The organism is Yersinia sp. IP36721 (assembly GCF_003634395.1).
GTDB classification, from domain to species: Bacteria; Pseudomonadota; Gammaproteobacteria; order Enterobacterales; family Enterobacteriaceae; genus Yersinia; species Yersinia entomophaga.
Map to the genome: position 1 here is coordinate 62313 of NZ_QCZL01000003.1, position 21142 is coordinate 83454.

A 21142-nucleotide genomic window follows, 5' to 3' on the forward strand; every position below is an offset into this window, starting at 1 on the left:
AAGGAATACAGAATGAGTTTTTTCAACAAAGTTAAAGGCGCATTCAATACGGGTCGTGCGGAGCTGACTAAGCAGGTTAGTCGCTTCAAAAATAAAAAATTCATGCAAGGTACCGTGGCCGTGTGTGCACGTATTGCGGTTTCCAGCGACGGCGTTAGCGCGGAAGAAAAACAGAAGATGATTGGTTTTCTGCGCGCATCCGATGAGTTAAGTGTGTTTGATACCTCTGAGGTTATTGAATTCTTTAACAAACTGGTTTCCAGCTTCGATTTCGATCTCGAAATTGGCAAAGGGGAAACCATGAAGCACATTCTTGCTCTGAAAGATCAGCCTGAAGCCGCTCAGTTGGCGATTCGAGTCGGGATTGCCGTCGCGAAAAGTGACGGTGACTTTGACCAGAATGAACAACAGGCAGTTCGTGAAATCGCCGTCGCACTGGGCTTTGAGCCTGCTGAATTCGGCCTCTGAATATAAGTATTTGGTAAGGGTTATATATGGTATCCACGCATATCGGCTTCCCAACTGAAACAGTCATTGTCTTTATTGCTTTGTCTGTGGGAGCCATTTTTATCGACCTGTTCATGCACCGCCATGACAAGCCTATTTCGCTGAAAAGCGCCGCTTTATGGTCTATTTTCTGGATCTTTGTGGCGATGGTGTTTGCCGGCTTCCTATATCTTCATCACGGCGCGGAAGTTGCCAGCCTGTTCGTTACGGGTTATGCGTTGGAGAAAGTCCTCTCGGTCGATAACCTGTTCGTCATGATGGCGATCTTCTCCTGGTTCTCGGTGCCGGACCGTTACCGTCACCGGGTTCTCTATTGGGGGATTATCGGGGCAATCTTCTTCCGTGGCATTTTCGTCGCTATCGGTACCGGGCTATTGAGCCTTGGGCCTTATGTTGAAATCGTGTTTGCGCTGATTGTGGCCTGGACAGCGGTGATGATGCTGAGAAGCGGCGGCGAAAGCGATGAAATTGAAGATTATTCGCAGCATCTGGCTTATCGCATGGTAAAACGCTTCTTCCCGATTTGGCCGAAGTTGAAAGGTCATGCTTTCTTGCTGAATCAGAAAGAAGTTGATGAAGAACTGGCGAAGCCGGAAAATCAGGACGTTACCGTAGGGCGTGGAACCAAAGCCGCACTGTACGCAACCCCGCTGATGCTGTGTGTTGCGGTAGTCGAGCTGTCTGACGTGATGTTTGCCTTCGATTCCGTACCGGCAATTATTGCCGTCAGCCGCGAGCCTCTGATTGTTTACAGCGCCATGATGTTCGCTATTTTGGGTCTGCGTACGCTGTATTTTGTTTTGGAAGCATTGAAACAATATCTGGTTCACCTCGAAAAGGCCGTTGTTGCGTTGCTGTTCTTCATCGCCGCGAAACTGGGTTTGAATGCAACAGATCACATTTGGCACCACGGTTACAACATTTCAGCCACCACGAGTCTGTTTGTGGTTCTGGGTGTGCTGGCGGTAGGTATCATTGCCAGCGTAATGTTCCCTGGCAAACCGGACCCTGAGGAAGAAAAGGGGAACTGATCCCCGATTCCTGAATTTGAATTCGAAAAATATCAACTCAAGAGGTTACTCACATGAGCGTTTCTTTATCTAAAGGCGGTAATGTCTCCCTGAGCAAAGCGGCTCCAACCATGAAGAATGTCCTGATTGGACTGGGTTGGGATGCACGTTCTACCGATGGTCAGGATTTCGACCTTGATGCATCAGCATTTCTGCTGGCTGCAAACGGAAAAGTACGCGGCGACGCAGACTTCATTTTCTATAACAACCTGAAATCTGCCGATGGTTCGGTGGTTCACACCGGTGATAACCGTACCGGTGAAGGCGATGGCGATGATGAATCCCTGAAAATCAAGCTGGATCATATTCCAGCTGACGTAGACAAAATTGTCTTCGTAGTCACTATTCATGACGCACAAACTCGCCGTCAGAACTTTGGTCAGGTTTCTGGCGCATTTATCCGTTTGGTCAATGATGACAACCAGACTCAAGTTGCTCGTTACGATCTAACCGAAGATGCTTCCACCGAAACCGCCATGCTGTTCGGCGAACTGTACCGTCACGGCGCAGAGTGGAAATTCCGTGCAGTAGGTCAGGGTTACGCTGGCGGTCTGGCTTCCGTCTGCGCACAGTACGGTATTAACGCGTTCTAATCGCCACCGTTTAATACTTGGGCAGCAAGTCGTTGCCCAATAATCCAATTATAAGCAGGAGCTTTAAAATGGCAGTTTCTCTCGTTAAAGGCGGCAACGTATCCCTGACTAAAGAAGCACCCACCATGAACATCGCTATGGTTGGCCTGGGTTGGGATTCTCGTGTGACCGACGGTCAGGGATTCGATCTCGATGCATCCGTATTTATGGTCGGTGAAGACGGTAAAGTGCTGTCTGACGCTCACTTCATTTTCTTCAATAACAAACTCAGCCCTTGTGCTTCCGTTGAACATCAGGGCGACAACCGCACCGGTGAAGGCGACGGCGATGATGAGCAGGTTAAAATCGATCTGGCCAAAGTTCCGGCTGACGTGAAGAAACTGGTCTTTGCCGTCACTATTTACGATGCCGAAGGTCGTAAACAAAACTTTGGTATGGTGAGCAACAGCTTCATGCGTGTTTACAACAACGATTCTGGCGCTGAAATTGCTCGTTTCGATTTGTCTGAAGACGCTTCTACCGAAACGGCGATGGTCTTCGGCGAACTGTACCGTCACGGTGCCGAGTGGAAATTCAAAGCGGTAGGCCAGGGTTTTGCTGGCGGTTTATCTGCGCTGGCCTCCCAGCACGGCGTAAACGTCTAATTTCCGCAGTGATAAAAAACCCCGGTGATTACCGGGGTTTTTTATGAGTAAAACCCGTAAATAATAGGAAAATGACCACTGTAGTTTGATATGGAACCAAGGACTTTAGATATGCATCTTCAGGCTGGCCAGAACATCGCGTTAACTCAGAACTCACTCAAACTGACACTTTCTTACCCAACAACTCCTTCTTTCCGAAGCGAGGTTGATACCTCAGCCTTTTTATTGACCGCCAGCGGAAAAGTGAGAGGAGATGATGATTTTTTCTTTTTCAATCATCCGGTAGCGGCGGATGGGAGTCTGACTTTACAAAGTGCAGCGCAAAACAGCGTAATCACGTTGGATCTTTCCAAGATTGATGCCGAAATCAGCAAGGTCGCCATTACATTGGTTATTGATGGGCAGGACTCCATTGCCAGCCTTCAACAACTACATTTTTCCGCTGAGACAGAGACTGACAATGTAGCTTTGTTTACTGTAGAAACCTCCGGGCGTAGCGAAAAAGCACTGATCGTGGCGGAGATATACAGATATAGCGGACATTGGAAGCTGCGAGCACTTGGGCAAGGATTCAACGGTGGGCTGGAACCGCTGGCGATCAATTTTGGCGTTGATATCGCAACGACACCACCGCCAGCTCGTTCAACCTCAACGCCAACAGTAAGCCTGGAGAAAAAGCTCGAACAAAAAGCGCCTCGTTTGGTCAATCTGGCAAAAAATGCCGTCGTTAGCCTGAATAAATACAAACTACAATCAGTGCAAGCAAAAGTGGCTTTTGTGCTGGATGCATCAGGTTCGATGAAGGGGCAATTTAATCGCGGAAATGTCCAGGCAGTGCTAGATCGTATCGCGGTATTAGCCGTACAGTTTGACGACGATGGCTCGATGGATGTTTGGGGATTTGCTGAGCGGCACCGTAAATATCCGGATGTCACGCTAGATAATCTCGATGGTTATATTGATTCTATTCAAAATACATCTAAACGTACGACGTGGGAGAATTTGCCTGGATTGGGCGGCGTCAACAATGAGCCACCGGTAATGGAAGAAATTGTCGATTTCTTTAAAAGCAGTGAGCTGCCGGTGTATGTGGTTTTTATTACTGACGGTGGGATCAGTAAAACCCGAGAAATCAAGAATGCCATACGACGCTCGGCCAATTACCCGATTTTTTGGAAGTTCGTTGGGCTGGGGGGGACAAATTACGGAATTCTGGAAAAGTTGGATAGCTTTACTGAGCGTCGGATGGATAACACCCATTTCTTTGCTATCGATAACTTTGCCACGTTAAAAGAAGACCGGCTTTATGACCTGCTCCTAGAGGAGTTTAAGGACTGGCACGATGCCGCTGTTGCTGAGCGCATTCTATAATTTTGGGCGCCCCTGAGTCGGGGCGCATTACGCATTATCTGATAGGTATGAGCTATTACTGATGCGGCGGGTTTAAGCTGGTCTGGCGTAATTTCGCCAGTCGAGATTTCTTTTTAGACCAGACTGGATGGAAATGCCGCCAGTGCGGCTCCTGAGCGGCGGCCAGCAGCTCGTAATCGCCTCGGGTGTCTCCCCAGGCTCTCAGGTGATAATCAGCCAGATTTCCATACACACTTTCCAGACGTTTGATCTTCTGCGCGCAGCGACAGTTATGGCCGCTGATGCGCCCGGTCAGTAAACCGTCTTTTACCTCAAGCTGAGTACCGATAAGTTTAACGCCGAGTTTGTCGGCAAAAGGTTGCAGTACCATTGCCGGTGAAGCGGAACATAGCGTGACTTCGGCTCCGGAGTTCACTTCCGTGGCTACTGCCAGCAGCCCGGCAGGGCGCATTAATTTGCTCCAGTAAAGAGAACAGAACTCTTCGGCTTTTTGCCGGACCCATGTATCCTCAACCTCGGTCAGGTAGGTTTTGATCAGCACTTCTTTCAGCTCATCCCGCGTAAGTTCTCGTCGAAGACACTTAATGGTAGGTAATACCAGTTTTACCAGACGACGGACAAAGTATCTTTTGCCGAAAGCAAACTGCAAAAAAGGGATAAAACTATCGTGGTGTGTCAGCGTGCCGTCAAAGTCAAATACGGATAATACCTTGGCGGTGCGGTTAAAATCGTCAGTCATTGGTCGCTGGACTCCATTTATCGGGCTGGATGTCATGATAAGTTTTGAGCAATGATAACACCCTCAGGCGGCTCTGGCTGACATAACCACTATAGAGATAACAACAGGCCAACATCATCTCGGGTGTATTCAGGATCCCTATCTTGATAGGACCGATGAAGACCGGGAGTTCAATAACATCAAGGATAGGATGCAAACAGGCTTTCAATCATGCAGGTTAAGCAAGGGGAGTGCGGATGATTAGCGGTATGGAGGAATTAGATGATCTTGAAGGGATACTGGCATCGTTTTGCGCCAGCTTTAATGCGGATTTGTCGGCTGGGCTTAGGGCTAAACTGATTTATGAACTGAAAGGTCGGCGCATTTATTTATCAGCCGCTTCAGTAGATAAGGTGCAGATTGAGCTACTCCAGTTAACCTACATCAAAGGCAAGAAAGGGTGGAAATATATCTGGAAAAACAGTCTGGTGGAATGGCGTGATCTGGTTGGGATATCAGCAACGCTCCAGGGCGCGCTAACCATGCTAAGTGACAAGAAATACCTGATTGAGCAAGAGTTTATCGATCTTCCTTCCTCTAAGTAAAATATCGCCAACGCCTATTTATTCTCATGGCGAATCCTTTTACCGCAAAGCGATGCTCTCTGATATAACATTGAAGCGGAATATTGGCCTGTGGCGTTCCTTTATGGCCGACTGGCTGAACAATCTTTTATCAGCTGATTAGCAAGGTAATAAAAGTTGGCGATTATCCTCGGCTATACTCAGTTTTTCCGATCTCTGCTTTTCTACTCTGGAGTTTTCTTATGGTCATAGTTCATCATCTGAATAATTCTCGCTCTCAGCGTATCTTATGGATGCTGGAAGAGCTGCAAGTACCCTATGACCTAAAACGCTATCAGCGTGATGCGGGAAGCCTGCTGGCTCCGCGTGAGTTGAAAAAGGTTCACCCGCTGGGAAAAGCGCCGGTGATTACCGATGGAGATATGACTTTGGCGGAGTCGGGAGCCATTATTGAGTATTTGCAGGAAACATATGATGCTCAAGGTGAATTCAAGCCGACGGATCATTACGACCGCCAACAATATCGTTACTGGATGCATTATGCCGAAGGTTCACTGATGCCGCCGTTAGTGATGAAGTTGATCTTTGGTCGTCTGGGACACCCGCCGATGCCGTGGTTACTGCGTCCGGTGGCGGGAGCAATCGGCAAAGGAGTGCAGAAAAATTATTTGGATAAGCAGATCGCCACGCATCTGGATTATCTGGAACAGCACTTGAGTACCAATAAGTGGTTTGCTGGCAAAGATTTTAGTGCGGCAGATGTGCAGATGAGTTTCCCCATTGAGGCTATCGATGCAGGAAAAGGGCTATCCCGCTACCCGAAACTGCAAGATTTTCTGGCGCGGATTCACCGCCGGCCAGCATACCAACGTGCGGTAGAGCGTGGCGGTAAATTCGAACTGGTTCGCTAGAGCCGTTTCGTCAGCCAGTGATAAAAAACCGGTTTCCCCTTGGCGGCTTTGGCCGAACTTTGTGGAAACCGGTGATCCAGATTATTCCCCGCTCGTGCCGTTCGGCATTTTCGTTATTATTCTCACCCAGGCTTTTGCCCAATTTTAACGACATAAAAATGGCGTTCTATGGATGAGATCCCCCGCACATTTCTGAGAATGGCTATTTAATGTCATAAAATGCATTAAATGTCGCTATCTGGTGTTGATTAGTCACTATGGATGGCTAGATAATCGTTTGCCTTGAATAAACCTTACTTTTTTTCGGTTATGCGCGCAGCCAGCTAATCGTTTGCTTTTCTTTCCAGCGTGACTATTTCGGGGAAATAGCTCGATGGATGCTCAGTAATGAAAGCGATTTTGTCGGAACCGCGTGCAGGCTATTTGTTGACACACAGGGGACATAACCATGTCTAGCACCAATCCTCAAGCGAACGACGGTATAAAGCCGAAAGGCGCGTTGGATGCATTTTTTAAACTGAGCGAACGCAATACCAATGTGCGCCAAGAAGTTCTGGCCGGTCTGACAACCTTTTTGGCCATGGTTTACTCGGTCATAGTTGTGCCAGCCATGTTAGGCAAAGCCGGTTTTCCGCCGACGGCAGTATTTGTCGCAACCTGTCTGGTGGCCGGGCTTGGCTCTCTGTTAATGGGTTTATGGGCGAACTTGCCGATGGCCATTGGCTGCGCCATCTCTCTGACCGCTTTTACCGCGTTCAGTCTGGTTCTCGGTCAACACATCAGTATTCCCGTGGCTTTAGGCGCGGTATTCCTGATGGGGGTACTGTTCACCATTATTTCGGTAACGGGCATTCGTTCCTGGATTCTGCGTAATTTGCCGATGGGCGTCGCTCACGGTACAGGGATTGGTATTGGCCTGTTTTTACTGCTGATTGCTGCCAACGGTGTCGGTCTGGTCATTAAAAACCCGCTGGAAGGTTTGCCTGTGGCGTTGGGCGCTTTCACCTCTTTCCCGGTGATCATGACGTTATTGGGTCTGGCGGTGATTTTTGGTCTGGAGAAACTGCGGGTGCCAGGTGGCATTCTGCTGGTGATTATCGCCATTTCAATCATTGGCTTGATTTTTGATCCAAGCGTGACTTACCAAGGTCTGTTTGCGATGCCAAGTCTGGCTGATGCCAACGGCGACTCGCTGATTTTCAGTCTGGATATTATGGGGGCTTTGCAGCCCGTGGTGTTGCCAAGCGTACTGGCGCTGGTGATGACGGCGGTGTTTGACGCCACCGGTACGATTCGGGCGGTGGCGGGGCAGGCTAATCTGTTGGATAAAGACGGGCAGATTATCAACGGCGGTAAAGCTTTAACGTCTGACTCGGTGAGCAGCATTTTTGCCGGTTTGGTCGGCGCGGCTCCGGCGGCGGTGTATATCGAATCTGCGGCAGGTACCGCTGCGGGTGGCAAAACAGGTTTGACGGCAACGGTAGTCGGTATTTTATTCCTGCTGATTCTGTTCCTGTCTCCGCTGTCTTATCTGGTTCCTGGCTACGCTACGGCACCGGCTCTGATGTACGTCGGTTTATTAATGTTGAGCAACGTAGCCAAACTGGATTTCAGCGACTTTGTTGATGCGATGTCTGGCCTGCTGTGTGCGGTGTTTATCGTACTGACTTGCAACATCGTTACCGGCATTATGCTGGGCTTCAGCTCTCTGGTGATTGGCCGTATTTTCTCTGGCGAATGGCGTAAGCTGAATATCGGCACCGTGATTATTGCCATCGCGCTGGTGGCATTCTATGCCGGCGGCTGGGCTATCTGATTTAACTGTTTCATCTGGCTGGTAAGGAGCGGTAATCGCCTCTCCTTACCGCTATTTTTAGTCAAACTCCCCGCTGTTTATGCTTTTGCTGCTGTCAGTAACAGGTTTTTTCCCCGCGAAGAAAAAAGTGATCTACTATCACCTATCAGGCCCCCCCGCCCCTTGAAGAGTGTGGGTAAGATCAGAACTTAAGTCGCGTTGAGTCTAAGGAAAGCATGGAAATCTTTTTTACAATCCTCATCCTGATTTTGGTGGTATCACTCTCAGGTGTTGTCACCCGGATGTTGCCGTTTCAAATCCCTCTCCCTCTGATGCAAATCGTTTGTGGTGCTTTGCTCGCCTGGCCCCACTTTGGGTTGCACGTTAATTTCGATCCCGAGCTATTCCTGGTGCTGTTTATTCCTCCGTTGCTGTTTGCCGACGGTTGGAAAACGCCTACCCGCGAGTTTATTCATCACGGTCGGGAGATTTTCGGTCTGGCCTTGGCGTTGGTACTGGTTACGGTCGTTGGCGTTGGCTATTTGATCTATTGGATGGTTCCGGGGATTCCGCTGGTTGCCGCCTTCGCGCTGGCTGCCGTGCTTTCGCCAACCGATGCCGTGGCGTTGTCCGGTATTGTGGGCAAAGGGCGCATTCCAAAATCCATCATGGGCGTGCTGGAAGGCGAAGCCTTGATGAACGATGCCTCTGGTCTGGTGGCGTTGAAGTTTGCTATTGCCGTGGCGATGGGCACCATGATCTTCAGCGTTTCTGGCGCTACGCTAGAGTTCCTGAAAGTGGCGATTGGTGGGCTGTTGGCCGGTGTGGCCGTAACCTGGCTGTACAGTAAATCGCTGCGTATTATGAGCCGCTGGAGCGGTGACGATCCGGCGACGCAAATCGTTTTCCTGCTATTACTGCCGTTTGCCTCTTATTTGATTGCTGAACATATTGGCGTATCGGGGATTCTGGCGGCGGTTGCTGCGGGGATGACCATCAGTCAGTCCGGCGTCATTCGTAATGCGCCTTTGGCAATGCGCCTGCGCGCGGATAGCGTATGGTCGATGCTGGAATTCGTCTTCAACGGCATGGTGTTTATCATGTTGGGTCTGCAACTGCCGGGGATTCTGGAAACCTCGATTCTACAGGCCGAGCTGGATCCAACTATTCAAACCTGGAACCTGTTTGCCGACGTCGCCATTATCTATGTGGCGCTGCTGATGCTGCGTTTTAGCTGGCTGTGGCTGATGAAACGCATCAGTAAGCGAGTCATGAAAAAACGCCCGCTGTTGTTTAGTGAGTACACCACCCGTGAGTTATGGGTCGCCTCATTTGCTGGCGTGCGTGGGGCGATTACGCTGGCCGGTGTGTTGTCCATTCCGTTATTACTGAGCGATGGCACCGCGTTCCCATCGCGTTACCAACTGGTATTTATCGCAACCGGTGTCATTCTCTTCTCGCTGATTATGGGGGTAATTGCCTTGCCGCTGTTGCTACGCGGCGTCGTGGTTGGGGATAAAAGCGTCAGCCGTGAAGAAATTCGCGCCGCCAAGGCCGCAATGGCCGAAGTGGCTATTGTTAGCCTGAATAAGATGGAAGAACGTCTGGCGGCCAGTACGGAAGAGAATATTGACGAGCAATTGCTGAAGGAGGTCAGTTCGCGGGTAATCGGGACTTTGCGGCGGCGCACTGGCAGTAAAGACGAAATCGAAAATACCTTGCTGATAGAGAATCTGGAGCGTCGCTTCCGTTTAACCGCGTTACGGGCAGAACGCGGCGAGCTTTACCATTTGCGCGCGACGCAGAAAATTAGCAACGAAACGCTGCAAAAGCTACTGCACGATTTGGATTTGCTGGAAGCCTTGCTGATAGAAAAAGAAGGTTAATTCCCTTAATGAGCGGAGTCGTCAGGCTCCGCTCGTTTCTCCCGTCACTCAGCCTCGCATTAACTCTCCCGTTTTTTTCCTAATAACGAGCCGTTGGGCCAGAATTCTCGACAACGGGCAATCCACGCCTGCGCGCTGTGGGACAAATAGCTGCCCTGGCGCCAAATCAGCCCCAGTTGCCAAGGGAGTAAAGGTTCCAGCGGAAGCCACAGTAACGTACTCTTATCCAACCGCTGACAGATAGGCTCCGGCAAAATGGCAATGCCGATATTGGCCTGCACCATCGCAGCCAGAAAATCCCATTGACCGCTGCGAACGGCAATTTTCGGTGAAAATCCGTTAGCGGAGAATGCGTCCATCAACTGGCGATAAAGCGCGAAATCCTCGTTATAAATCAGGATCGACTGTTCTGCCAATTCGGGAATACTAATGGTGGTTCGGTTCAGCCAAAAGGGCGTGCGCGGCACCACCACGCACAGTGGATGGCTGAATAATGGTAATGAAGTCAGAGGCAAATCGGCATCGGCGGGCAGGGCGGTAAGCGCTAAATCCAGCTCGCCGGAAAGCACTGCCTGCTGGACGGTCAGGCCGCCGAATTCGGCAATACGGAGTTCTACACCGGGGTAACTTTGGCGAAATTCGCTGATTAATACCGCCATTTGGGTGCCGACCATCGGCGGTATGCCCAGGCGCAGGCGGCCTTTTTTCAGCGAACCAATATCTTCCAGCTCGGCTTCTAACTGCTGAAACTGATCCAAAATGGCGACACCGCGCTGATAAACGGCCTGACCGCTATCGGTTAAATGCAGGCGGCGACCTTCGCGAATCAACAGACTGCATTCCAGCTCTTCTTCCAGATTGCGCAGCATTTTGCTGATAGTTGGCTGAGTGACAAACAGCTTCTCTGCGGCGCGAGTGAAGCTCTGCTGGCGTACGACCTCGACAAAGTAGCGTAAGGTACGGATATCCATCTGTATTCCCCAAAAATTGGCTGGTAGCTTGAGCATCACCCTAAGTATGCCAATTTGGCATGATTAAGATAATTTTAATTCATTTTTGGCAAGCTTTCCGCGCGCCTATACTGGATGCTGTAAAATCTTTCCCATTGGGGTTCACTCATGTCATTGGCGTTACGCAGTTTTGCGCCGTCTTTCCTCCAACGCATACAGGTGCCGGTTCAAGTGGCGTTATACGTTGGGCTCTTTGTGATTGCCGATCAATTAGTTCGGGTTTTCCATTTGCCACTGCCAGCCAATATCGTAGGTATGTTGTTGCTACTGACGCTGATCGTATTACGCATTATGCCGATGGGCTGGGTTAAAGCCGGTTCTCGCTGGTTATTGGCAGAAATGCTGCTGTTCTTTGTTCCGGCGGTGGTAGCCGTGGTGAATTATTCCCAGCTATTAATGGTTGAGGGTTTGAAGATTTTTGCCGTTATCGCCGTGAGTACCATGCTGACACTGGCCGCTACCGGGTTAGTGGTCGATCGAGTCTATCGGTTTGAAATCTGGCTACAGCGGCGTAAATCAGCTCATCATGAATGACTTTATTATCAGTATCCTGTGCTTTTTGGCGACGCTGGGGCTGTATTTTGCCAATAAGAAACTCTATCTTCGTCGCCGTTCCTTGCTGCTCATGCCACTCGTGCTGACACCCATGATTTTGGTGTTATTGCTGGTGGTTACTCATATTTCCTATCAGGATTATATTGGAGAAACCCATTGGTTGTTATGGCTACTTGGTCCAGCCACTATCGCCTTTGCGGTACCGGTGTATGAGAATCTGTCGATTATTCGTCGTCACTGGCTTTCTCTCAGCGCAGGAGTGATAACTGCGATTACCGTTGCGGTAGCCAGTTCGGTATGGCTAGCGAAGCTGCTGACGCTCTCGGAAGAGGTGCAGCGCAGTCTGGCGGTGCGCTCTATCACCACGCCCTTTGCGCTGGAAGCGGCGAAACAGTTGGGTGGACAGCCCGATTTGGTCGCACTGTTTGTGGTGATTACCGGCGTATTCGGTATGGCGGTAGGCGATTTGCTGTTTCTGCGGCTATCGGTGCGTAGCGGTTTAGCAAAAGGTGCCGGTTTGGGCGCCTCTTCCCACGGTGCAGGAACGGCCAAAGCTTATGAAATGGGGCAACAGGAAGGGGTAGTCGCTAGCCTAGTCATGATGTTGGCTGGAATTATTACCGTAATAGGCGCGCCGCTGATAGGATATTTATTATGGTAAGCGACAAAACTTGCCAGCGTGCTGGCGTGGGCCTGCGTTGAACGGGCGAGGAGAGATATGATGCAAGATATTATTGACGGTTTTCTGAAGTTCCAACGAGAAGTGTTTCCACAGCGTTCTGAGCTATTTAAACAGCTGGCCGATACACAGAGTCCCGGCGCGCTGTTTGTGACTTGCTCTGATAGCCGCGTGGTGCCGGAACTGCTGACTCAACGGGAGCCGGGAGAGCTGTTTGTCATTCGTAATGCCGGAAATATTGTGCCTTCTTACGGGCCTGAGCCGGGCGGTGTTTCCGCGACGGTAGAATATGCTGTGGCAGTGCTGGGCGTTACCGATGTGGTAATTTGCGGGCATTCAAACTGTGGTGCCATGAGCGCGATTGCCGAGTGTCAGTGTTTGGATCATCTGCCTGCGGTCGCAGCCTGGTTGCGTCATGCGGATTCGGCCAAGCTGGTCAATGCCGCGTTGCCGCATGTTTCACCCAAAGATCGGCTGAATTCTCTGGTACGTGAGAACGTGATTGCGCAGCTGGCGAATATTAAAACTCACCCGTCGGTGGCATTGGCGACAGCGCAGGGGCGTTTGCGCTTACACGGTTGGGTTTATGATATTGAAACCGGTTCTATTGATGTGCTGGATGAAGCAACCCGCACGTTCTCATCGCTTTCGGACTATCGCGTAGAAGATAAAACGGCGAAGTAGCCGCGATTTGGCGTTCTTCAGACAATAAAAAACCGGCTCCGCCGGTTTTTTGCTATTCAGATGGTGCTAATACAGCGAAGGCGCACCCGCTGGGCGGGTTTTAAAGCGGCGATGCAGCCATAGATATTGCTCTGGCGCACGCAAGATCTCTTTTTCCAGCACCTTATTCATATAACAGGCGGCGGCTTGCTCATCGTCAATCGGATAATCTTCTAGCGCTGGCTGAATCAGCAGGTCATAACCACTGCCATCGGGTTTGCGTAGTAGCACCAAAGGTAACAGCGCCGGTTTGGCCAGACGAGCCAGCATGAAAGTACCGCTGGTAGTCGCGGCCTGATTGACGGCAAAGAACGGGGCAAATACGCTACCGCGCGGGCCGTAGTCCTGATCAGGTGCAAACCAGACGGCTTCGCCTTTTTTCAATGCATGTACCATGCCGCGCAGATCTTTACGATCCAACATAGCTTTATTCGAACGCATACGACCCCAGGTCTGTACAAATTCCATTGCTTTGTTGTTGTGCGGACGATACATCGCCATCATCGGCTGGCATTGGCCCATCACGCGGCCGCCGAGTTCCAGCGACATAAAGTGTACGCCGATAACCAGCACGCCTCGGTTGCCTTCCTGCGCTTTCTTCAGGTGATTCAGGCCTGAAACGGTGAACCAGCGTTTAACCCGCGAATCAGGCCAGAACCAGGCCATTCCGGTTTCCATCAGCCCCATGCCCAGGGATTCAAAGTTGCCGACAATGGTGCGTTCCAGCACTTGCTTATCCATATCCGGGAAACACAGTTCCAGATTGCGGCGGGCAATGGAGACGCGGCGTTTCAGAAAACGCATTGAAGTCCGGCCCAGCCACACGCCGAGCTTTTGCAGCAGTGGGTAAGGTAACTGAACCAGTAAAAATAGGACGCCGAGACCAAACCAGGTTAGCCAATAGCGAGGATGAAGCAGCGAAAGCTGGAACTTTTGGGGTTTTATCATGTTAACTCAATCATTATGCGTTAGGAGCGAATGTGTAACGCATAAGGAAATAACTCGTTAGCGGTACATTATTTAAGACACCAGTTGTCGCTTATCGTTTTCATCAAACCAATAATTGACAGAATCTTTACATTAAAAGCGGGGATCGCGCGGTGTTTCGGGTCTCAATCGGAGGCAGTTGGCAGGCGAGAAGCGGCTCTTTGGGCAAGTATAACATATATCTCCTGAGTGAAATAAAGAGATTAATTAATCAAACTCAAGGGGAAATAACGTTCTGTTCTACCCATTGCAGGATATTTAGGATGACGTTGTCTGATTTGCTAAGAGACTGCCGTTGCAGTGATTTTTCATTAATAAATAAAATAAGCAGCCATTCCGACAAAAATAATTGTCGAGGGGCGGGTGTATTTAGTTGCGGTAATAAAATTGAAAATACAAAAATGACTATTTATCTCTATTATTTATCTCTGTTATTTACCTGCATTATTTAACTCCATTATTTAACTCCATCAATAAACTGAATTATTTAACGATAGGCGTGATAGGGCGCTGCTGACTTTTTATCCAAGGATTCCTGAAGGATAAATGTCACAAGATGTTTGCTCGTGCCTTTTTCTGAAAGGGGTTGCACACAAATCAGCGTAGGGTTGGTACCGTTGCCTCTCTGCTTGGCAGCATATAATACCGGAACGCATTCCGCTCCAACCAGGTTTTTAGTCACGCCAGCAAAACCTGTTTTGATATTTGCAGGTAATTCACAGGCCTTCAGCGATTCATTAATAGTCCAACCACCGGCGTTATTATTTATAGTATCTACCTTATATTCGATAGTCCGCGCTATAGGCAGAATTTGGGCTGTAATTAATATAGCTCGTTAATAACCAGAAACTTATTGAATGACTGAAAAGTGATTGAGTGAATCGATAAGATTGATACAGCACTATCAGGTTGCCCGATGGGCGGGGACGACAAAGAATACATGATATTTACCAATTTAAATAATAAAATCAGAACATTGCGATAACTTTTTCTAAAAAATACCTTACTACGAAGGGTTGTGATTGTATAAGTATGATTGACCATTTAATTAGTGAAGGAATCATTTGTTTTTTGCGAGGTTGTTCTCCTTATCTCAGAACAGCGGGCAGTTTACAGGCAATAAAAAAGGCGTTCTCCGTGTGGAGTACGCCTTTTTAAACAACAACCTAACTGACTAGTATCAGTTCATGCCGTATTTTTTTAATTTTTTACGCAGCGTACCGCGGTTGATGCCCATCATCAGGGCAGCACGGGTTTGGTTGCCACGGGTGTATTGCATCACCATGTCCAACAATGGCTGTTCAACTTCAGCCAGTACCAACTCATACAGGTCACTTACATCTTGACCATTCAGTTGAGCAAAATAGTTCTTCAGTGCTTGTTTAACCGAGTCACGCAGAGGCTTTTGAGTCACCTGATCTTGTGAGTTTACGGTTGCAACGGTCAGTACGTCAGAATTTACGCGTTGTTCGAACATAGTTCTGTCAGCTCTTTTTTCTGTTTACGCAAGATTTTCGAAATATGCCTCCAACGCCTCCAGCTGTTCGCTGGCATCCTCAATGGCGTTGAATGTGCGCCGAAACTGGTCGTTTGGGGCGTGCTCCTGGAGATACCAGGATACGTGCTTACGTGCAATACGGAATCCCTTGCCTGGACCATAAAAGTCGTGCAATTCCCGTATATGCCCGTTTAACAAACGCTGCACTTCGCCAAGTGGCATCGGTGGCAGCAGTTCCCCAGTGTCCAGATAATGCTGGATTTCCCGGAAGATCCAGGGTCTCCCCTGAGCGGCACGGCCTATCATCAGGGCGTCAGCCCCAGTGTAATCAAGTACCGCTCTGGCTTTATGCGGGTCAGTTATGTCGCCATTCGCGATAATCGGAATGGAAACACTCTGCTTAACTGCCCGAATGCTGTCGTACTCCGCTTCACCATTAAACAGGCAAGCACGGGTTCGGCCATGAATTGTCAGGGCTTGTATACCACAACTTTCGGCCAATTGGGCAATCTCTATACAGTTACGGTGTTCCGGAGCCCAACCAGTCCGAATTTTCAGCGTGACAGGCACATCTACCGCATTAACGACTGCGGAGAGGATCTGTTTAACCAGATCGGGATACTGCAACAATGCAGATCCTGCCAGCTTACGGTTCACTTTCTTGGCCGGGCACCCCATATTGATGTCAATGATCTGAGCGCCGCCCGCCACATTAATTCTGGCGGCCGCTGCCATATCATCCGGATCGCAACCGGCTATCTGCACGGTACGAATACCGGGCTCATCGCTATGGACCATGCGTAGACGCGACTTATCCGTCCGCCACACCTCCGGATTGGAGGAGAGCATTTCAGATACAGCCATCCCAGCCCCCATCGCATGACATAAGGCTCTGAAGGGTCGGTCTGTTATACCGGCCATCGGGGCGGCAATCAGGCAATTTTTAAGCTGGAAGTGTCCAATGTGCATAGACAAAGAATGACCATACTGTGTCCGCAAGGGCGCGTATATTACGCATTTTTACGTTCAGATGAAAGGCCAAACTTTGACCAATTGGCTTAAAAATAGCAATAAATAGCCAGCTAATCTTGTAATAATAATTATTTATTCATATTAAACATGCAGTTATAGATTATTGGTTGTTTTATGTACGACAATATTTTCTGCTAAACACCCTGATTATTGACTGGAAACTTCTTTTAACACCGATCGATACTGCTGATTTAGTAAGCAAAACTGCGTTAAACCACAGTAATAACCCCATAAATCCTGTGAGAAAGCTCTCACTTTGAGGAAAAAACATGACGCGTCGCTATCAGCTGCAACAAAGACATGTTAACGCAGCAGAAAGCTCACACAGCGATTAAGTGTAAAAGGCGGGCTTGGGTATGACGACGGGGGAAATAACCCCGCCAGCGGCGTAGTGAGGCCGTAAGCGGGGATAAATAGCGTGGGGATTATTTTCTGACGCCGGTAATGCGGCACCATTCTTCTTTCTCTGCCACTGGGTCCAGCGCGAATTTATCTTCATAAGCCTGAGCAACGCTGGCAGCCTGAGTCGCCAGTACGCCAGACAGACCCAAATGACCGCCGACTTTCGGCAGCACGCTAATCAACGGAGCCAGTTCGCGCAGTGGGCCAGCCAGAATATTGGCGACAACGACGTCGGCAGACAGATCCGTCGGCTGGTCTTTCGGCAGATACAGTTCCAGACGCTCTGAAACGCCATTACGCTGCGCATTATCGCGGCTGGCCTGAATGGCCTGCGGATCGATATCAATGCCGATAGCGCGGCTGGCACCCAGCTTCAGAGCCGCAATGGCCAGAATGCCGGAGCCACAGCCGAAATCGATGATAGTTTTACCTTCCAAATCCAGCCCGTCTAGCCATTGTAGACAAAGAGAGGTGGTGGGATGAGTACCGGTACCGAAGGCCAAACCGGGATCGAGCATCACGTTAACGGCGGTTGGATCTGGCACATCGCGCCAGCTTGGGCAAATCCACAGGCGCTCGCCAAAGCGCATTGGGTGGAAATTATCCATCCACTCACGTTCCCAATCTTTGTCTTCCAGTTGTTCAATTTTGTGGGCGAAGCCTTTGCCTAACTGCGGGTTGTATTCCAGCACAGCGATCACTTCAGCCATATCGGTTTCGGCATCGTACAGGCCAATCACATCAGTATCGCCCCACAGACGGGTTTCCCCCGGCAGCGGCTCAAATACCGGATTATCGTGGGTATCCTGGAAGGTGACGGATACTGCGCCACTCTCAACCAGCGCGTCCCCGAGGGATTCGGCCTGATTACCGGAAGTGTTTAACTTTAATTGGATCCAAGGCATAGCTTTTCTCTTCTAAAACCGCTCCGCAACTTGCGTTTTTGGACCGGTTTTTGTCAATAAGGTTTCGGTAAATAATACCGTTAAATAGCGATTTATTCAGCGTTGGCGACGACAGGCTGTCGCGCCCGCGCTCTGTCGCCAAACCGGTTACCGATATAAAACGCCAGCAAGTTCAGCACAAGTGACGGCACGATCGGGTGCAATCCGGCGATCTTAATGTCGAAACTGGCAAGTAGCGTATAGCATACCGCACCGACGATCATTGAGCTAAGTGCACCGTGAGCGTTAGCGCGTTCCCAATACAGCCCCAGAACCAGCGGCCAGAGGAATACCGCTTCCAGACCGCCAAAGGCTAGTAAATTCAGCCAGATAATCATTTCCGGCGGACGCCAGGCTGCCAGCAATAGCAGCAGGCCGAGAACCAGCGTGGCCATGCTGGAAATACGAGCCAGCTTACGCTCGTTTTTGATCTGTTCCGGACGGAAATTCAGGTACAAATCTTTGACGATAGTCGCGGAAGACTGCAATAGCTGAGCATTGATGGTCGACATAATAGCCGCCATAGGCGCGGCGAGGAAGATCCCTGCGGCGAACGGCGGTAGCACAGTGATCATTAGCGTAGGAATAACCTGATCCGGAATTTTCAGATCTGGCAGGATCGCCCGGCCCAATGCGCCAGCCAAATGCATACCAAACATCAAAATCGCCACCACAATAGTGCCCAGAATAATGCCACGGTGAACCGCTTTGCTATCTCGATAGGAAATGCAACGTACTGCTGTATGTGGCAGGCCAATGACGCCGAAGCACACCAGAATCCAGAATGACGCCATAAACGGCAAATCGAGGATACCGTCGCCACCTTGCGGGGAAACCAGCGCCGGATCGATGTGTTGTAGCGTATCGACCGCCTTATGCAGGCCGCCGGCGGCGTGAACCACCGCAACCAGCAGTAAAATGGTTCCTACCAGCATCACCAGCCCTTGCAGCGCATCATTCAATACGCTGGCGCGGAAACCTCCGAAGGAGGTATAGAGCGCGATACTAACGCCAAAGATCAGCAGCCCAGTATCGTAGGGAATACCCGCAGCGGTTTCCAGTAAACGCGCTCCGCCGATAAACTGCACCGTCATGGCACCGACAAAGGCGACTAACAGGCTCAGGCTGGCCAGCCACACCAGTAAACGACTTTGATAGCGTGCGTACAGCATGTCATTCAGAGTTACGGCGTTATAACGACGCGCCAGAATCGCAAACTTCTTACCCAGTACGCCTAGCGACAGCCACACCGCTGGCAACTGAATCATCGCCAGTAATACCCAGCCGAGGCCGTATTTATAAGCAGCTCCCGGCCCGCCGATAAATGAACTGGCGCTAATATAGGTGGCGGTCAGAGTCATCGCCAATACGAACCCTCCCATCGAACGGTTGCCGATGAAGTATTCGTTGAGGAAATTACCGGTCTGTCGCCGGGTGTATGCGTAAATAGAAAGGCCAAAAACCAATGCCAGATAGGCAACTAATGGCAGGACGACATCAGTTTGCATCACTGTCCTCCAGCGGAATATCGCGGAATATAAAGCGAACCATCAGCCAGCACAGCACAATAAATAGCAGTGGCAGGGCCAGACAGGCCATTTCAAACCAGGCGGGTAACCCGGTCATCCCCGGCACATCGCCAGGAAAATAGGCGCACAATAACCAGCCTGCCAGATAGGCCAGAGTCAGACCAAAGGCCCAGCGCGCTTCTTTGTGGGCTTGAACAAATCTCGTGTCCATTCATTCTCCCGTGGGTATTGACGGTTCTGAGTTTAACAAGGGTAGGGGATTTTACGGCAAGCGCGGCGTTTGCCTAGCCCTGTTTGATCAGAAAATAAAAAAGGCCGGTATTAACCGGCCTTGATTTTCAGGCGAAATAAAATCAGGTTTCTTGCAACCCAAGTTTTTTCTCCAGATAGTGGATATTGGTGCCACCGTGCTGGAAGTTTTCGTCATTCATAATGCGCTGTTGCAGTTCAACGTTGGTTTTGATGCCATCGATGATCAGCTCTGCCAGAGCATTTTTCATGCGGGAAATTGCCACGTCACGGTTTTCACCGTAAGTGATCAGTTTGCCGATCATGGAATCGTAGTACGGAGGCACGGTATAGCCAGCGTAGATATGAGATTCCCAACGAACACCAAAGCCACCCGGCGCATGGAAACGGGTAATTTTACCCGGACTTGGCAGGAAGGTATTTGGATCTTCAGCGTTGATACGACACTCGACCGCATGGCCGTGAACCTTCACTTCATCCTGTTTAATGGAGAGAGGCTGGCCTGCCGCGATGCGTAGCTGTTCTTTGATCAAATCGACGCCGGTAATCATTTCGGTAACCGGATGCTCAACCTGAATACGGGTGTTCATTTCGATGAAATAGAACTCGCCGTTTTCATACAGGAACTCAAAAGTACCTGCGCCGCGGTAGCCGATTTCCACACAGGCTTTTGCACAGCGTTCGCCGATATAACGACGCATTTCGCTGGTGATGCCCGGTGCTGGCGCTTCTTCAACCACTTTCTGGTGACGACGCTGCATAGAGCAGTCGCGTTCAGCCAGATAAATCGCGTTACCTTGACCGTCTGCCAAAATCTGAATTTCGATATGGCGCGGATTCTCAAGGTATTTTTCCATGTAAACCATGTCGTTGTTGAAAGCCGCTTTGGCTTCCGCACGAGTCATGTTAATGGATTCTTCCAGATCTTTGTCGTTGCGCACTACGCGCATACCACGACCGCCGCCGCCGCCGGACGCCTTGATGATCACCGGATAACCGATGCGTTTGGCGAAAGCTTTGTTTTGCGTGGTGTCGTCGCTCAGCGGGCCGTCAGAACCCGGCACACAAGGTACACCGGCTTTCTTCATGGCGCTGATTGCGGAAACCTTGTCGCCCATCAGACGAATGGTTTCGGCGCGAGGACCGATAAAGATGAAACCTGAACGCTCTACCTGCTCGGCAAAGTCTGCGTTTTCGGACAGGAAACCATAACCAGGGTGAATAGCCACCGCGCCGGTGATTTCTGCTGCTGAAATGATTGCAGGAATGTTCAGATAGCTTTTGACTGACGCTGCCGGACCGATACACACGGTTTCGTCAGCCAACAGAACGTGTTTCAGATCGCGATCCGCAGAGGAGTGAACGGCTACGGTTTTGATGCCCAGCTCTTTACAAGCTCGCAGAATACGTAGCGCGATCTCACCGCGGTTAGCGATAACGATTTTATCAAGCATG

General features: G+C 50.0%; 21 protein-coding genes. 12 read left to right on the plus strand and 9 right to left on the minus strand.

Features of this window, described 5'->3' with window-relative positions; genetic code table 11:
• Positions 1–12 precede the first annotated feature (12 nt).
• The 5 genes from DBA33_RS03990 (at position 13) to DBA33_RS04010 (ending at position 4185) form a co-directional block, all read left to right on the plus strand.
• The gene (locus tag DBA33_RS03990) at positions 13–468 is read left to right on the plus strand and encodes a tellurite resistance TerB family protein (protein WP_064515475.1); all 456 of its coding nucleotides are present in this window, start codon (positions 13–15) and stop codon (positions 466–468) included.
• Between the two features lie 26 nt (positions 469–494).
• The gene (locus DBA33_RS03995) at positions 495–1538 is read left to right on the plus strand and encodes a TerC/Alx family metal homeostasis membrane protein (protein ID WP_064515473.1); all 1044 of its coding nucleotides are present in this window, start codon (positions 495–497) and stop codon (positions 1536–1538) included.
• Positions 1539–1591: 53 nt separating this feature from the next.
• Positions 1592–2170, plus strand: coding sequence for a tellurium resistance membrane protein TerD (gene terD, locus DBA33_RS04000; RefSeq protein ID WP_064515472.1), 579 nt, complete (start codon positions 1592–1594; stop codon positions 2168–2170).
• Positions 2171–2238: 68 nt separating this feature from the next.
• Positions 2239–2814, plus strand: coding sequence for a TerD family protein (locus tag DBA33_RS04005; protein ID WP_064515470.1), 576 nt, complete (start codon positions 2239–2241; stop codon positions 2812–2814).
• 111 nt (positions 2815–2925) lie between these two features.
• A complete protein-coding gene (locus tag DBA33_RS04010; RefSeq protein WP_120805636.1) occupies positions 2926–4185 on the plus strand; it encodes a VWA domain-containing protein in 1260 nt (419 codons plus the stop codon).
• 55 nt (positions 4186–4240) lie between these two features.
• Here the strand turns inward: DBA33_RS04010 and DBA33_RS04015 are convergent, their stop codons facing one another.
• Positions 4241–4924, minus strand: coding sequence for an HAD family hydrolase (locus DBA33_RS04015; protein WP_064515466.1), 684 nt, complete (start codon positions 4922–4924; stop codon positions 4241–4243).
• A 236-nt stretch (positions 4925–5160) separates the two neighbouring features.
• Between DBA33_RS04015 and DBA33_RS04020 the strand changes: the two genes are divergently transcribed.
• The 4 genes from DBA33_RS04020 (at position 5161) to DBA33_RS04035 (ending at position 10079) form a co-directional block, all read left to right on the plus strand.
• Positions 5161–5508 carry a hypothetical protein gene (locus DBA33_RS04020; protein WP_064515464.1) on the plus strand — a complete coding sequence of 116 codons (348 nt, stop codon included), beginning with the start codon at positions 5161–5163 and terminating at the stop codon, positions 5506–5508.
• Positions 5509–5729: 221 nt separating this feature from the next.
• Complete coding sequence (locus DBA33_RS04025) at positions 5730–6398, plus strand: glutathione S-transferase (protein ID WP_064515462.1); 669 nt, start codon at positions 5730–5732, stop codon at positions 6396–6398.
• A gap of 448 nt (positions 6399–6846) precedes the next feature.
• Positions 6847–8214 (plus strand): NCS2 family permease, encoded by a 1368-nt coding sequence (locus tag DBA33_RS04030; protein ID WP_064515460.1) that lies wholly within the window; start codon positions 6847–6849, stop codon positions 8212–8214.
• Between the two features lie 215 nt (positions 8215–8429).
• Positions 8430–10079, plus strand: coding sequence for a Na+/H+ antiporter (locus DBA33_RS04035; protein WP_064515458.1), 1650 nt, complete (start codon positions 8430–8432; stop codon positions 10077–10079).
• Positions 10080–10138: 59 nt separating this feature from the next.
• Here DBA33_RS04035 and DBA33_RS04040 read toward each other — a convergent pair whose 3' ends face one another.
• Entirely contained in the window at positions 10139–11050 is a 912-nt protein-coding gene (locus tag DBA33_RS04040) for a LysR family transcriptional regulator (protein WP_120805638.1), read from the minus strand.
• A gap of 147 nt (positions 11051–11197) precedes the next feature.
• On the opposite strand from DBA33_RS04040, the gene DBA33_RS04045 reads away from it, so the two are divergent.
• From DBA33_RS04045 to DBA33_RS04055, 3 genes are read left to right on the plus strand one after another with little or no spacing between them, the layout of a single operon-like run.
• A complete protein-coding gene (locus DBA33_RS04045; RefSeq protein WP_120805640.1) occupies positions 11198–11623 on the plus strand; it encodes a CidA/LrgA family protein in 426 nt (141 codons plus the stop codon).
• Positions 11616–12305: an LrgB family protein gene (locus DBA33_RS04050; RefSeq protein ID WP_120805642.1), complete on the plus strand. Its 690-nt coding sequence runs from the start codon at positions 11616–11618 to the stop codon at positions 12303–12305. The genes DBA33_RS04045 and DBA33_RS04050 overlap by 8 nt, the downstream gene beginning before the upstream one ends.
• Before the next feature lie 60 nt (positions 12306–12365).
• The gene (locus DBA33_RS04055; RefSeq protein WP_064515450.1) at positions 12366–13007 is read left to right on the plus strand and encodes a carbonic anhydrase; all 642 of its coding nucleotides are present in this window, start codon (positions 12366–12368) and stop codon (positions 13005–13007) included.
• 66 nt (positions 13008–13073) lie between these two features.
• On the opposite strand, the gene lpxP is transcribed toward DBA33_RS04055, so the two are convergent.
• From lpxP to accC, 7 genes are all read right to left on the minus strand, one after another.
• Complete coding sequence (gene lpxP / locus DBA33_RS04060; protein WP_064515448.1) at positions 13074–13994, minus strand: kdo(2)-lipid IV(A) palmitoleoyltransferase; 921 nt, start codon at positions 13992–13994, stop codon at positions 13074–13076.
• A gap of 1219 nt (positions 13995–15213) precedes the next feature.
• Positions 15214–15510: a DNA-binding transcriptional regulator Fis gene (gene fis / locus DBA33_RS04065; protein WP_002210061.1), complete on the minus strand. Its 297-nt coding sequence runs from the start codon at positions 15508–15510 to the stop codon at positions 15214–15216.
• Between the two features lie 24 nt (positions 15511–15534).
• Entirely contained in the window at positions 15535–16500 is a 966-nt protein-coding gene (gene dusB / locus DBA33_RS04070; protein WP_071925585.1) for a tRNA dihydrouridine synthase DusB, read from the minus strand.
• Between the two features lie 488 nt (positions 16501–16988).
• Entirely contained in the window at positions 16989–17870 is an 882-nt protein-coding gene (prmA, locus tag DBA33_RS04075; RefSeq protein ID WP_064515445.1) for a 50S ribosomal protein L11 methyltransferase, read from the minus strand.
• A gap of 92 nt (positions 17871–17962) precedes the next feature.
• Positions 17963–19417: a sodium/pantothenate symporter gene (panF, locus tag DBA33_RS04080; RefSeq protein WP_064515443.1), complete on the minus strand. Its 1455-nt coding sequence runs from the start codon at positions 19415–19417 to the stop codon at positions 17963–17965.
• Entirely contained in the window at positions 19407–19649 is a 243-nt protein-coding gene (locus DBA33_RS04085) for a YhdT family protein (RefSeq protein WP_064515441.1), read from the minus strand. The genes panF and DBA33_RS04085 overlap by 11 nt, the downstream gene beginning before the upstream one ends.
• A 142-nt stretch (positions 19650–19791) precedes the next feature.
• Positions 19792–21141 carry an acetyl-CoA carboxylase biotin carboxylase subunit gene (gene accC, locus DBA33_RS04090; RefSeq protein WP_064515439.1) on the minus strand — a complete coding sequence of 450 codons (1350 nt, stop codon included), beginning with the start codon at positions 21139–21141 and terminating at the stop codon, positions 19792–19794.
• Position 21142 lies beyond the last annotated feature (1 nt).